The organism is Kosakonia sp. CFBP8986, assembly GCF_034044935.1.
Classification (GTDB): Bacteria; Pseudomonadota; Gammaproteobacteria; order Enterobacterales; family Enterobacteriaceae; genus Kosakonia; species Kosakonia cowanii.
Map to the genome: position 1 here is coordinate 230,064 of NZ_JAXCXB010000004.1, position 15,049 is coordinate 245,112.

General features: G+C 59.5%; 4 protein-coding genes. All 4 read left to right on the forward strand.

The window, feature by feature from the left end:
• The first annotated feature begins 51 nt into the window (after nt 1–51).
• A complete protein-coding gene (locus SOM48_RS10745; RefSeq protein WP_139568722.1) occupies nt 52–252 on the forward strand; it encodes an MbtH family protein in 201 nt (66 codons plus the stop codon).
• A 69-nt stretch (nt 253–321) separates the two neighbouring features.
• Nucleotides 322–13,704, forward strand: coding sequence for a non-ribosomal peptide synthetase (locus SOM48_RS10750; protein WP_320512039.1), 13,383 nt, complete (start codon nt 322–324; stop codon nt 13,702–13,704).
• 69 nt (nt 13,705–13,773) lie between these two features.
• Entirely contained in the window at nt 13,774–14,487 is a 714-nt protein-coding gene (locus SOM48_RS10755; RefSeq protein ID WP_320511909.1) for a 4'-phosphopantetheinyl transferase family protein, read from the forward strand.
• Nucleotides 14,488–14,810: 323 nt separating this feature from the next.
• The gene (locus SOM48_RS10760) at nt 14,811–15,011 is read left to right on the forward strand and encodes an MbtH family protein (RefSeq protein ID WP_320511910.1); all 201 of its coding nucleotides are present in this window, start codon (nt 14,811–14,813) and stop codon (nt 15,009–15,011) included.
• Nucleotides 15,012–15,049: the final 38 nt, after the last annotated feature.

Here is a 15,049-nt window from a genome sequence, read left to right on the forward strand (position 1 = left end):
TTTTTATTCTATAAATATTACCCTCGTTTTTATTATTACAGGGGCAAGTAAATGAGCAATCCATTCGAAAATGAAAACATTCCTTTTTTAGTATTAGTAAACGCAGAAAATCAGCACTCTTTATGGCCGGAATTTATGGTTGTCCCCGAGGGTTGGGACGTGGTCTGCGGGCCCGCCAGCCGCAAGGCGTGCATTGAGTACATCGAGGAAAACTGGAAGGATATCAAACCGAAAAGTTTACAAAATCTATAACCCCGTGTTGCCCACTCGTTATCCTATTTCGCTTTAATATTGAGGTTTTATATGTCCGCACCAGAAGACATGGATTATTTCGCTTTAACGTCGGCTCAGATGGGCATGTGGTTAGCGAATGAAGTCGCACTGAATCAAGCAAATAATAATATTAGTGAGTATTTAATTATTGATGGCGCAATTAATCCATCACTATTTAAAGACGCTATAAAAACAATGATTGCTGAAACGGATGCCATGCATGGCCGTTTTTTTCATGAAAATAACGTCGTCAGGCAATCATTGACGCCGGTTAATGATTATGAAGCAGGCTTTTATGATTTCAGTATGATGGACGACCCGTGGGCAACCGCCATTGAATATATGACGGCGCAGACAAACAGAGCATATTCGCTCTCTGAAAAGCATCTGTTTACCTTTTTCCTGATTAAGATTGCCGAAAACAAACATCTCTATTACCAGTGCAGCCATCACATTCTTACCGACGGTTTTGGCGCCGCGCTCCTCCTCAGCCGCGCCATTGAAATCTACAACGACTTAATCGCCGACAAGCCGGTCTCCCCCTCACCTTTCGGCAGCTTTAAAACATTGATGGCCGACGATGCCGAGTATCGCCACTCAAAGCGTTTCGCACGCGACAGAGACTACTGGGTGTCGCGCTTTAGCGATCTGCCGGAGCCGGTGAGTCTCGCCGGGCGCGCCGCCCCCTGCGACCAGCTAATCCGCCAGCGCATCCCGCTGGAGAAACCGTTTCATGACGCCATCATGCAGCGGGCAAGCGACTCCGGCTTTACGCTGCCGCAGCTGCTCACCGCCCTGAGCGCGATCTATCTCTACCGCATTACCGGTAATGAAGATTTGGTGATTGGTTTTCCAATGGCGGCACGCGTTGGGCGAGCGCAGCGCAGCATTCCCGGCTTAATGTCCAATATCATGCCGCTGCGCTTAAACTTATCGCCGGCACTTACCCTCAACGACGTGATGGCGCAGGCGATGAAAGAGATGATCTCCTCTTTACGCCATCAGCAATACCGTCATGAAGATCTGCTTCGCGAGCTTAACGTCACGCGCCCGCTGTTTAACACGGCGATTAACGTTGAACTCTTCGGCGAAAGCCTCGCGCTGACCGGGGCGGAAACCTTTTCCGTGAATCTCTCCAACGGCCCGGTGGAAGATTTGAGCATCTTCTTCTTTGGCTATGGCGGTGAGCGCACCATCGTGCTGGGCTTCGATGCCAACAGTGCGCTCTATAGCGAGCAACAGCTGCTTGCCCATTATGAAAGAATGACGGCGCTATTCAGTGAACTGATAGCTAACCCTGAGATGGCCATTGGCATCCCCGCGTTACTGAGCGCCAGTGAGCACCAGCAGATTGCCCTGCTGAATGAGAAAACCGCCGCGTCGACACCTTCCCTTACGCTTGCGGAGTGCTTTGAAAAACAGGTTCAGCTTACACCCGATGCTCCGGCCATCTTTTACGAGGAGAGCGTGCTGAGCTATGGGCAGCTAAATAGCCTGGTCAACCAAATGAGCCACTATTTACGCCAGCAGGGGGTACGGCCGGGCGACATTGTCGGGCTGCTGCTGCCGCGCACGGATAATCTGGTGATCGCCATGCTGGCGATTATGAAAGCCGGTGCGGTCTATATGCCCTTAGATCCCGATCACCCCGGCGAGCGGATAAAACATATCCTCGCCACCGCCGCGCCGACCTGCCTGTTAACCACCTCCGGAACGTCGCACCTGGTTGCACAATTCCCGCAATATCAAATAGATGATAACGCCATTATTGCTGACATTATCTCGCAGCCAGAAACCGACCCTGTGACAACCCCCGCCCAGCGGCAGCAGGCGGCGTATGTGCTCTTCACCTCCGGCTCGACCGGTGCGCCGAAAGGGGTGCTGATCCCCCATCATGCATTGACCAATTTTATGGTGGCGATGCAGCAGCACGTTCAGCTCTCGGCAGAGCACCGTTTAATGGCCGTCACCACGGTCGGGTTTGATATTGCCGCGCTGGAGCTTTTCCTGCCGCTGCTCAACGGCGCGGCGGTGGTGCTTGCTTCACGCGATGCGGCGCGCGACCCGCACCTGCTGGCAAATGAGATCCATCGCTGGAACATCACCCATCTGCAGGGCACACCCGCGTTGTGGCAGGGCTTGGTCAGCTATCAACCGCAGGCGCTGACAGGTCTCACCGCGCTGGTGGGCGGTGACGCGCTGGCAGCCAATCTGGCCGAACAGATGGTGACGCTGGCATCGCGAGTGATTCAGGTTTACGGGCCAACGGAAACGACGATCTGGTCAACCCTCCGCGAGCTGACCGCCGATCGCGTGGCCCCTTCCATCATCGGTCTGCCGATCAACAACACCCAGGTTTATATCCTCGACAGCGCGCTGCAACCGGTGCCGGTCGGCCAGGCAGGCGAGCTCTATATCGCTGGCGACGGCCTGGCGTTTGGCTACCTGAAACGCGCCGATCTCACCAGCGAGCGCTTTATCGCTAACCCCTTTGGCCCTGAGGGGTCGCGCATGTACCGCACCGGGGATATCGCCTTCTGGGAGCAGGATATGCAGATCGGCTTCCTCGGGCGTGCGGATAACCAGGTGAAGATCCGCGGTTACCGCATTGAGCTCGGCGATATCGAAAATGCGCTGCTGGGATCAAAGGCGATTAAGCAGGCGCTGGTGCTCGCGCATGATGAAAAAGCCTCCGGGCAAAAGCGGCTGGTGGCTTACGTGGTGCCGCACGATGGCGCGCACTGCTCACCGGAAACGCTGCGCGCCGACTTAGGCAAACAACTGCCGGATTATATGGTGCCGTCAGTGATGATGGTGCTGGAGCAGTTCCCCCTCACGGCGAATGGCAAAATTGACCGCCGCGCGCTGCCCGTACCGGCTTTCACCGCGCCCGCCCGCGTGCTGCCTTCCACGCCGCAGCAGGAAAAACTGTGTCAGCTCTTTGCCGAGTGCCTGGACAGTGCGTTACCGGGAATCAATGACAACTTCTTCAGCCTTGGCGGCCATTCGCTGCTGGCGCTGAAACTGCTGAGCCGCATCCGCGAAGCGTTCAACAGCGAGATCTCGCTGAAAGCGATCTTCGACGCGCCAACCGTCGCGGAGCTGAGCGCGCTGATTGAGGCCGGAAGCGGCGCGCCCGTGCGCCCTGCGCTGGTGGCGCAACCGCGCCCCGCCCTGCTGCCGATGTCGTTTGCCCAGCAGCGCCTGTGGCTACAGGAGCAGATCGCGCCGGGCAGCGCTTACAATATGCCGCTCGCCATCAGGCTTACCGGTAAACTGGATGCCGCAATGCTGATGCAGGCGCTGGCGGATGTTATCGCCCGTCATGAAAGCCTGCGTACGCGCTTAACCCAGCAGGAGGATACGCCTTGCCAGCAGGTGCTGACGCCGCAAGAGGCGGCATTTACCCTGCAACAACAGGTCATTGCGCCAGACGATCTGAACGCCCAGCTGATGCAGCACAGCGCGCATGTATTTGCCCTCGATCGCGAGCTGCCGATCAAAGGCTGGCTCTATCAACTTGCGCCAGAGCAGCATGTTCTGCTGCTGGTGATCCACCACACCGCAGGCGACGGCGGCTCCCTCTTCCCGCTATTGCAGGATATGAGCCTCTGCTGGCAGGCACGCCAGGCAGGCCACGCCCCCGATCTTACGCCGCTTGCGGTGCAGTATGCGGATTACGCCCTCTGGCAACGCGCGCTGCTCAGTGAAGAGCAGGATGAAAACGCCCTCTTCGCCCGGCAGATGACCTACTGGCGCAATCAGCTACAGGGGCTGCCGGAAGAGATTACACTGGCAGGCGATCGCCCCCGTCCGGCACGCGCCACCTCGGCGGGCGATCGCGTCGCCTTTACGCTGCCGGATGGGGTGTTTGCAAAGCTTGCAGCGCTGAGCGCGCAAACGGGTGCCAGCCTCTTTATGCTGCTGCACGCAGGCCTGGTGGCGCTGCTGCACCGCATGGGCGCGGGCGACGACATTGCCATCGGCACGCCGATCTATGGCCGTACCGATATCGCGCAGATCCCGATGATTGGCTACTTCGCCAACACCGCGGTGCTGCGCACCCAAGCCTCCGGCAACCCGGAATTACGCACGCTCATTGAGCTGGCGCGTAGCGCAGTGCTGGAGGCCAATGAACACCAGGATCTCCCCTTCGAGCGCCTTGTCGAAGCCCTGGCACCGGACCGCTCGCTGGCGAAACATCCGCTGTTCCAGGTAATGCTGGCAGTCGATACGCCGTGGCCGCAGGCTGTCAGCTTCGAAGGGTTACAGCTTGAACAGCTGGAGCTGCCCACCAGCAGCGCGAAATTTGATCTGCTGTTTAATTTCAACATTGATGAGCAGCACGGACGCGTAAGCGGGTATATCGAATACGCTACCGATCTCTATAACGCGCGCACCATCGAGGGCGTTGCCGAACGCGTAGTTAATGTGATTGAGACGCTGGTGAGCGCGCCAACTACCCGCGTTGGCGAGCTGGCGCTATTGACCTCTGCCCAGCGCGAAACGCTGCTTAGCGGCTGGAATGCCACCCGTGTCGCGCTGCCTGAAGTGCGTATAGCCGCGCTGTTTGAACAGCAGGTGCTGCGCACGCCGGACGCTATTGCCGTCAAGCAAGGCAGCAAAACGGTGACCTACAGCCAGCTAAACCAGGCGGCCAACCGTCTGGCGCACCGGCTGATGGCGCTGAACGGCGGGAAAACCTTCTGCGCCGGGCTGCTGATGCAGCACTCCATTGATGAAGTGATTGCCACGCTTGCGGTGATCAAAGCAGGCGGCGCTTACCTGCCGCTGCGCCCGCGCGACCCCCTTGAGCGCCAGCAGATGATGCTGGATGACGCAGGTGCCACGCTGCTGATCGCCGACGCGGGTCTGCCGTTACCGGATGCCGCGCATATCATTCACCCGGCAGACGACGTGCAGCAGGCCGGAACAGAGACCAACCCGGCAGTAGCAAGTGCGGCGCAGAGTCTGGCCTACATCATGTACACCTCCGGTTCGACCGGGAAACCGAAGGGGATTGCCGTCAATCAACAGAGCGTGGCGGCCCTTGCCCTCGACCGCCGCTGGTCGGCGGAGGATCATCAGCGCGTCTTGCTGCACTCCCCGTCAGCTTTTGATGCCTCCACCTATGAACTGTGGGTGCCGCTGCTGTGCGGCGGTCAGCTGATTGTCGCTCCAGCCGGTGAGCTGGATATCGATGCGCTGGCACAGATCGTCATGACGGAAAACGTGACCGCGCTGTGGCTCACCGCCGGTCTGTTCCGCCTGATGGCCGAGGAGCATGCCAGCGCCCTGAATGCGGTGCGGCTGCTGATTGCCGGGGGTGATGTGCTGCCGGTGGCGGCGATCAGAAAGGTCATGACGCAGTGCCCTGCGCTAAAAATGATGAACGGCTACGGCCCGACGGAAACCACTACCTTTACCACCACGCACCTGATGCCGGGTATCCCGACGGAGATGACGGTGCCCATCGGCGCGCCGATCGATAACATGCAGACCTACGTGCTGGATGGCTATCTTAATCCGGTGCCGGTCGGCGTTCCTGGCGAGTTATATATCGCCGGTCTCGGTCTGGCGCGCGGCTACCAGAACCAGCCGGTGCTGACGGCAACGCACTTTGTCGCCAACCCCTTTGCGCAGCCCGGCGAGCGCATGTACCGCTCCGGGGACTGGGCGCGCTGGCGTGAAGATGGCGTGCTCGAATACCTCAGCCGCGGCGATCAGCAGGTGAAAATTCGCGGCTTCCGTATTGAGCTGGCGGAAGTGGAAACCGCGCTGCAACAGCAGCCTGCCGTGGCGCAGGCGCTGGCCTGCATCGTCGAACCAAACGCAGGCAATAAGCAGATTGTCGCCTATGTTATCCCGCGCAAAGAGGTGGAGTTCGATGCGGAACAACTGCGCGCGGCGCTGAGCGCGCAGTTACCGGACTTTATGGTGCCGGCAATGATTATCCCGCTGGAGACCTTCCCGCTAAACGCCAACGGCAAAGTGGATATGCGCGCCCTGCCCGCGCCGCACTTTACCGCCGCGCAGCATCGTGGCGCACGCAATGAGCGGGAGAGCACGCTCTGCGCACTCTTCGCCGAAGTGCTCGGCCTGGACGATATTGGCATTGACGACAACTTCTTTGCCCTCGGCGGCCACTCACTGCTGGCATCGCGTCTGGTCAGTAAGGTGCGCCGTGAAATGCGAGTTGATCCTGCGATCCGCGATCTCTTTGAAGCGCCAACGGTGGCACAGTTTGCCGAGCGTTTGCACGCCGCCGCGCCTTCGCGTTTGCTGCTACAGGCGCGTGAAAAACCGGCCCATCTGCCGCTTTCCGCTGCGCAGCGTCGGCTGTGGATGATCGATCGTATCGAGGGACAAACCGCTACCTACAATATGCCGCTGACGCTGGAGCTTACGGGCGAAGTAAACGTGGCGGCGCTGGCGGCGGCACTCAACGATGTGAAGCTGCGCCACGAAACGCTGCGCACGCGCTTTTTACAGCAGCCCGACGGCAGCGTTTATCAGCACGTTACCGGGATTGAGGAGGCAGCCTGCACCCTGATTACCGAACACGTTGCGTCTGACGATCTGCAAAGCCGGATGCTGAGCGCCGCGCAATACACCTTCGATTTAGCCGGGGAAGATCCCTGCCGTGCGTGGCTCTTTACCGTCAATGAAGAGCGCCATCTGCTGCTGTTTTTAATGCACCATATCGCCAGCGATGGCAGTTCGCTCTCTCCGCTCCTCCATGATCTGGCTGCGGCCTATAATGCCCGCGCGCAGGGTCAGGCTCCGGCCTTTGCGCCGCTTGCGGTGAACTATGGCGATTATGCGCTCTGGCAGAACGACTGGCTGGGCGAACTCAACGCCGCTGACACTCTGGCGGGCCGCCAGCTTGCCTGGTGGCGCAACACCCTCGCCGCTCTCCCTGACGAGCTGAAGCTGCCCCTCGACCGTCCGCGACCGGCGCGCGCAAGTTACAGAGGCAAGCAGTGTCGCTTTATCATCGATGAAGCGCTGCACGCGCGCCTGCTGGAGGTGGCGAAAGGGCACAACGCCAGCCTGTTTATGGTGTTGCAGGCGGCGCTGGCCGTGCTGCTGCACCGCATGGGCGCAGGTGACGACATTCCCGTCGGTACCGCCATTGCCGGGCGCAGCGATGAGGCGCTTGAACCGCTGGTCGGCTTCTTTATCAACACGCTGGTGATGCGCACGACGATTGATGACAACCTCACCTTCAGCGCCCTGCTGGAGAAGGTTCGCGACTATGCGCTGCAAGCCTACGAACACCAGGATCTCCCCTTTGATAACCTGGTCGAAGCGTTAAACCCTGAGCGTTCACTGGCGCGCCATCCCCTCTTCCAGGTGATGCTGGTACTGCAAAATATGGCCTACAGCGAGGCGCGCTTTGACCATCTGCAAACCAACGTTGCCACACCGCTGCTGCCAGTGGCGAAGTTCGATCTGACCTTTAATATCGAAGAGACGCCCACGACGCTTAACGGCATTCTCGAATACGCCACCGATCTGTTTGATGATGCCACCGCCGAAGCGCTGGCCGAGCGTTTCGTGCTGGTTCTGCATGCCGTGATGGCAGAGCCGCAACGGCGCGTTGGCAGCGTTCCGCTGCTGCTGGCGGAGGAGTACCAGGCCGCCGTGCCGGTCTGCACCGCTTTTAACCAGTGGGCTGACGCCACGCTGCATGAGGTTTTCGAACAGCGGGTGCGTGAAACACCGCAGGCAACGGCGCTGAGCCTCGGCGATGAGACGTTGAGCTATGGCGAGCTGAACCAGCGCGCTAACCAGCTGGCACGCTATCTGGTAAGCCGCGGTATCGGCACGGAAGATAGCGTCGCGCTGGCGCTGCCGCGCACCATGGAGACGCTGGTGGCGTTACTCGCCATCGTCAAAGCGGGCGCGGCCTACCTGCCGCTGGATGTGCATAACCCGGCAGATCGTCTGGCCTACATTGTTGACGACGCCAGACCGGCGCTGATTATCACCCTCGCGGAGTATGCCGGTACGCTAAGCAGCACGCTACCCGAACTGCTGCTCGATACGCCGCAGTGCCAGCAGCTGCTTGCAGGGCTGAGCGCCGACGATCTCAGGGACGACGAGCGCCTGCGCCCCGTCACCCCGGAGAGCCTGGCGTACATCATCTACACCTCCGGCTCCACCGGTAAACCGAAAGGGGTGATGATCCACCACAGCAATGTGCTGCGCCTCTTTGCGGCCACCGAGGGCTGGTTTGACTTTGCTCGCACCGACATCTGGACGCTGTTCCACTCCTGCTCCTTCGACTTCTCCGTCTGGGAGATCTGGGGCCCGCTGCTCTACGGCGGCGAACTGGTGGTGGTGCCGTTTATCGTCAGCCGCGATCCGCAGGCCTTTTTGCAGCTGCTAAGCGACAAGCGCGTCACTATCCTCAACCAGACCCCTTCCGCCTTCTATCAGCTGATTGAAGCGGAAAACGCCGTTGCGCCAGCAAGCTACCCATTAGCGCTGCGCAAAGTGGTGTTTGGCGGAGAAGCGCTCGATCTGAGCCAGCTTGAGCGCTGGTATCAGCGCCATGACGACGCTGCGCCGGAGCTGATCAACATGTACGGCATCACCGAAACCACCGTCCATGTGAGCTATCAGCCGCTGACGGCAGAGGGCGCGCGCAACGCCTCCGGTAGCCTGATTGGCGTGGCGATCCCCGATCTGCATATCCATCTGTTAGACGATGCGCTGCAACCTGTTCCGCCAGGCGTAGAGGGGGAGATGTATATCAGCGGCGCAGGCCTCGCGCGCGGCTACCTGAACCGTGTGGCGCTAAGCAGTGAACGCTTTGTTGCCGACCCCTATGGCGAACCCGGTGCGCGCATGTACCGCTCTGGCGATGTGGCGATCCGCACCCGTAAAGGCGAGCTGAACTACTTAGGCCGCGCCGATCAGCAGGTAAAACTGCGCGGGTTCCGCATTGAGCTGGGCGAGATTGCCGCCGCGCTGGCGAGCTATCCGCAGGTGACCCAGGCCGAGGTGATCCTGCAAAACGATAACCCCGGCAACCCGCAGCTGGTGGGTTATATCATCAGTGACGGTTCCAGCCCTGTCGACATGGCGGCGCTGCGCCATCATGCGGCAGATAAACTGCCGGAATATATGGTGCCAGCGGCGATTGTGCAGATGGAGAAATTCCCGCTGACCATTAACGGCAAGCTGGATAAACGCGCCTTGCCGAAACCGAGCATGATGCAGAGCGCGACCCGTCGCCAGCCGCGCAACGCCCAGGAGGAGATGTTAGCGGGCCTCTTCGCCGAGGTGTTGCAGCTGGACGCGCCGGGCAGTGATGACAACTTCTTTATGCTCGGCGGCCATTCGCTGTTAGCGATGCGTCTGATAAGCCGCATCAGCAGCGAGCTGGGCAAAAATGTGCCCATCCGTACGCTGTTTGACTACCCCACCGTGGCACAGCTCGCCAGCCAGCTGGCGCAGGCGGATATCGCCCCGAAAGTGGCGCTGACCCCACAGCCGCGTGGCGAGTATCTGCCGCTCTCCTTTGCCCAGCAGCGCATGTGGTTACTGAAGAACCTCGACGATAACCACGCGGCCTATAACATGCCGCTCGCCGTGCGCTTCAGCGGGCCGCTGAATGAAGCGGCGCTGGGCCAGGCACTGCGTGATGTGGTGGCGCGCCATGAAGTATTGCGCACCCTCTACCCCCTCCATCAGGAGCAGCCTTACCAGCATATTCTTGCCGCTGATTCGGTCGAGATGACGCTGGCGGTGAAGTCAGTCACTGAAGATGCGCTCGCCGGCGCGCTGGATGAGGCGTCAGGCTACGCCTTTGACCTGGCGCGGGAAATTCCGCTGCGCTGTACGCTGTTCCGTTTGCCGCAGACCCATGAGCAGGTGTTGCTGATTGTCATTCACCATATCGCCTGCGATGGCGGCTCGCTGGCGCCGCTGTTCCACGATATCTCCTGCGCTTACAACGCGCGCTGCCAGCAGCAGGTGCCGACGTGGACGCCGCTTGCGGTGCAGTACGCCGACTATGCGCTCTGGCAGCGCAGCCTGCTCGGCGAAATCGAGGAGAACACGCCGCTCTGCGCCCAGCAGATCGCCTTCTGGCGCAGCGCGCTGGCGGACGCACCTGAAGAGATGCTGCTGCCCGTCGACCGTCCGCATCCGGCATCACCGAGCTACGTGGGCGAGCGGGTCCATTTCCGGATCGACGAGGCGCTCTATCAGCGGATCAAAGCCCTGACGCAACAGGAAGGGGTAACGCCCTTTATGCTCCTACAGGCGACCGCCGCTATCCTCTTTAGCCGCATGGGCGCGGGCGATGATATTACGCTTGGTACCGCCGCAGCGGGACGCTCGGATGAAGCCATCGGCGATCTGGTGGGCTTTTTCGTCAATACGCTGGTACTGCGCGTCGATCTGGCGGCTAACCCCAGCTTCCGCGCAGCGCTTGCCAGCGTTCGCGAATATATGCTCTCCGCCTACGTCAATCAGGATGTGCCATTCGACTGGGTGGTAAAAGCGTTGAATCCGGGGCGCTCCTCCGCCAGACATCCCCTCTTCCAGGTGATGATGGTGTTGCAAAACAACGCCAATACGCCGCCGCAGTTGGTGGATGTGCAGGCAGCCCACCAGCCGGTCGGTCTGGTGACGACCAAGTTTGATCTGCTGTTTAACTTTGACGAGATTAGCGGCGAAAACGGCGAAGCCTGCGCGCTTGATGCGCAAATCGACTTCCCGGTCGAGCTGTTTGATCGCTCAACGGTGACTGCGCTGGCCGGTTACTTTGTGCAGCTGTTGCAGACGGCGGTCGCCTCTCCGGATCGGCCGGTGAAAAACCTGCCGTTACTGAGCGGCGAACAGCGCGACGCGCTTATTCATATCGGCAATGACACCTTTGTGGATCTGCCGCCGGCCACATTAGCGCAGGAGTTTGCCCGCCAGGTGGTAAAAACCCCGCACCACATCGCCATCAGCTGTGGCGACGAGCAGTTGACCTACCAGGAGCTGGATGCGCGCGCCAATGCCTTAGCGCACAGCCTGCAACAGCAGGGCGTGAAAGCGGAACAGGGCGTGGCGTTACTGCTGGAGCGTTCACTCTCGCTGGTGATTGGCGTGCTCGCCGTGGTGAAAGCGGGCGGCTTCTATGTGCCGCTGCGCACCAGCGATCCGTTTGAGCGCTGGCAGCATATTACCCATACGCTGGATGTGCGCATCGCGGTGGTGGATGAGCAGCACAGCGCGACGCCTCTACCGGAGGGTATTGCCGTGCTGACGGTCAATAATGCCCATACGCAAGAAGAGGCGCCGACTATCGCCACGCCGCTCAAGCCTGACCATATCGCTTACGTGATGTTTACCTCCGGCTCCACCGGTCAACCGAAAGGGATTGCCATTACCCAGGATAACGTCGTTGCGCTGGCGCGGGATCGCCGCTGGCAGGGAGAACATCATCAGCGCATTCTGCTGCACTCGCCGTATGCCTTTGATGCCTCAACCTATGAGATCTGGGCGGCGCTGCTCAACGGTCACCAGGCGGTGATTGTGCCGGGGGAAGCGCTGGATCTGGCGGTGATCACCTCGACCATTACCGATCGCAACGTCACCGCGGTGTTTTTAACCTCCGGGCTGTTCCGCCTGATTGCCGAAGAGGCGTGGCAGTGCCTGGCGGGGCTCAGCAAAGTCTATACCGGCGGCGAGAAGATCTCCCCAAGCGCGGTACAGTCCGTGCGCGAGCACTTGCCGGATCTCGAGCTGATGAACATCTACGGCCCGACAGAGACGACGACTTACGCCACGGATTACCCGATTACGCAGGCGGATGCGCCCTATCTGGATGTGCCGATCGGCTACGCGATGGATAACACCTGCTTGTATGTGCTGGATGAGTACTTACAACCGCAGCCGGAGGGCGTTGCAGGCGAGCTTTACATCGCCGGGCGCGGGCTGGCGCGCGGCTACGTGAACCATCCGGGGCTTAGCGCGGCGCACTTTGTCGCCGATCCTTACGGGCCTGCGGGAAGCCGTATGTACCGCACCGGCGATAGAGTTAAACGCCGCCGCGACGGCGCCATCAGCTTTGTCAGCCGTGGCGATCAGCAGGTGAAAATTCGCGGCTTCCGAATCGAGCCAGGTGAAATCGAGATCGTGCTCAAGCAGCATGAGGCCGTGCAGCAGGTGGCGGTTATTCCGCTTGAAGATGCGGCGGGCCATAAACAGCTGGTTGCCTATGTGGTGGCAAGCGATGCGCCCCCGGCATTGCCTGAAGCGCTGCAACAGTTTGCCCGTGAACGTCTCCCGGACTTTATGGTGCCTGCTGCGGTGGTGCTGCTGGAGGCGTTGCCGCTCAACGCCAACGGTAAACTGGCGATTAGGTCGCTGCCGAAGCCTGATTTCAGCACCCAGGCCGGGCGTCAACCGCAAAGCGAGCGGGAGATCTGGCTGGCAGAGAAATTCAGCACGCTGCTCAAGGTTGAGAACGTCAGCATAGACAGCAGCTTCTTCGCCATGGGCGGCCACTCTCTGCTGGCGGCGCGCCTGATTACGCAGATTGACCGCGAATTGCAGGTGAAGCTGACTATCCGCGATCTGTTTGAATCGCCAACGGTTGCGATGCTGGCGCAGCGGCTGGAGAGCAACCGGCGCAGCAGCATGCTGGATGTGATGCTGCCACTGCAACCGCTGGGCAATAAAGCCGCGCTGTTCTGCCTGCCTCCAGGCGGCGGCCTGAGCTGGTCATACTCCGGGCTTATTGGCTACCTCGGCGAGCAGCAGCCGATCTACGGTCTGCAAGCGAGCAGGATCAGCACCGGTGAGGCAGCGGCCTCGGTAGAGGCGCTGGCGAAAACCTATCTGGCGGAGATCTATAACGTCCAGCCAGAAGGCCCTTATGCTCTCCTCGGCTGGTCTTTTGGCTGCCATCTGGCCCATGAAGTCGCCACGCTGCTACAAAAAGAGGGGCATCAGGTCAGCACGCTGGTGCTGGTGGATGGCTATCCGCTCGGGGAGCGTTATCTTGAGACGATAATGAGCGATGAAGAGGGGCTGAAGGTGCTGTTCGAAGCACTGGTGGGTGCCGTTCCTGATGACCAGGCGCTCTTCTCTGTTGAGGGGCTGCGGCGAGAGTTGCAGGCGATGGAACACCCTCTCGCGGACGTGGAGCCGGTGATTTTCGAGCGTATCTTTGCTGAGCTTCGCGATGCGCCGCTGCTGCTGGCCGCCACCACACCGGGATGCTATCGCGGTGATATGCTCTTCTTCAAAGCGACGCAGCGTGATGCCGGGGAAGAGGATTTCGATCCTCAGCTCTGGGCAAACTATGTTGATGGCAATATCATCGTCCACCCTGTGCCGGGCACCCATAACGGTATGTTCAGCCCGGAGGCGTTGAAAAGCATCGGCCCGGTGATTGAGCGCTGGCTTGAGAGCCACTGAGCGGATTGAACGTTATGTTGATAAAACCGCCGTAATGGCGGTTTTTTTTACCAGTTGAGAGTGAGCAACATGTTAACTCCATTGACCCATCACGCACGGCCGCCTTTTATCTCCCATCTTGAGATGGGCACGATAGCGGCCATTCCGGGGCTCGCCTACTGCCAGCTCTGTTTTGATCGCCACGCCTGGCAGGACGAGCTGTTTGACCACTACGCGATCCCGTTTCCCGCGCGCCTGCACGCGGCGGGCGTGAAGCGTCGGGCAGAGTACCTGGCGGCGCGCTACGGCGCAAAGCTGCTGCTTGCGCACCACGGCTGCGACGCCAGCGTTGGCTCGGCGGTGGATCGCTCCCCCATCTGGCCTGCGGGCTGGTGCGGCAGCCTTTCCCATACCCATGACCGGGCGATAGCCGTTATCGCGCCCAGCGGCGCAGGCCTGACGCCGGGCGTAGATATTGAGATGCTGGCACCAGAGACCATGCGCGAAACCGCTGATATGTTCACCTCAGCGCAGGAGCAGGCGCTACTTGCGGGCTGCGCGCTGCCTTATGAGAGTGCGCTACTGATCGCTTTCTCCGCCAAAGAGAGCCTGTTCAAAGCCCTCTACCCCGAAGTGCGGCGCTTTTTTGACTTCGATGCCGCGCGGGTTTGTCAGCTTGATACCGCAACGCAGCGCATCACCCTTGAACTGACGCAACCTCTGACGGCAGAGAGAACGCCGGGAAGCCAACTGACGGGTTACTACACCCTTGCAGAGGATCACCTCATCACGCTTATTGCCTGAGGGATAAGCACTGCTTTGCCTCTGCTTCATTGCTCAGCAGAGGCGGGCAAACACCGCTTATCACACGCCGCCTTGCCTCTCTTATCTCCTCTATTTTTAACTGCCGTTAATTCCCCGCAATTAAATATCAATTACCACAATAATATTCACCCACACCTTTAAATACTCAGCCTTTTATAACCCCCAATAAATAATAATATTTACAAACAGCCTGAGCTCAGCATTCAAATTCTTAAAAACGCAAAAGCGAAATCATCTTCATTGCTTTAACAGAGAATCTTCTATAGAAAAAAAAGCCTCACCCCTATGAACAGGATAAAGAGATGAGCAACCCCTTCGACAATGAGAACCTTATATTCATCGTATTAGTGAATCAGGAGAACCAACACTCGTTATGGCCAGAGTTTATTCCGGCTCCGGATGGCTGGGAGCCGGTATATGGGCCAGCAAGCCGGGCTGAATGCCTGCACTACATTGAGGAGAACTGGCAGGATATCAAGCCGAAAAGCCTGCAAAACATTTAGTTGTATCCATCACTCTTTTCCTCTGCCGCTTTCTAATA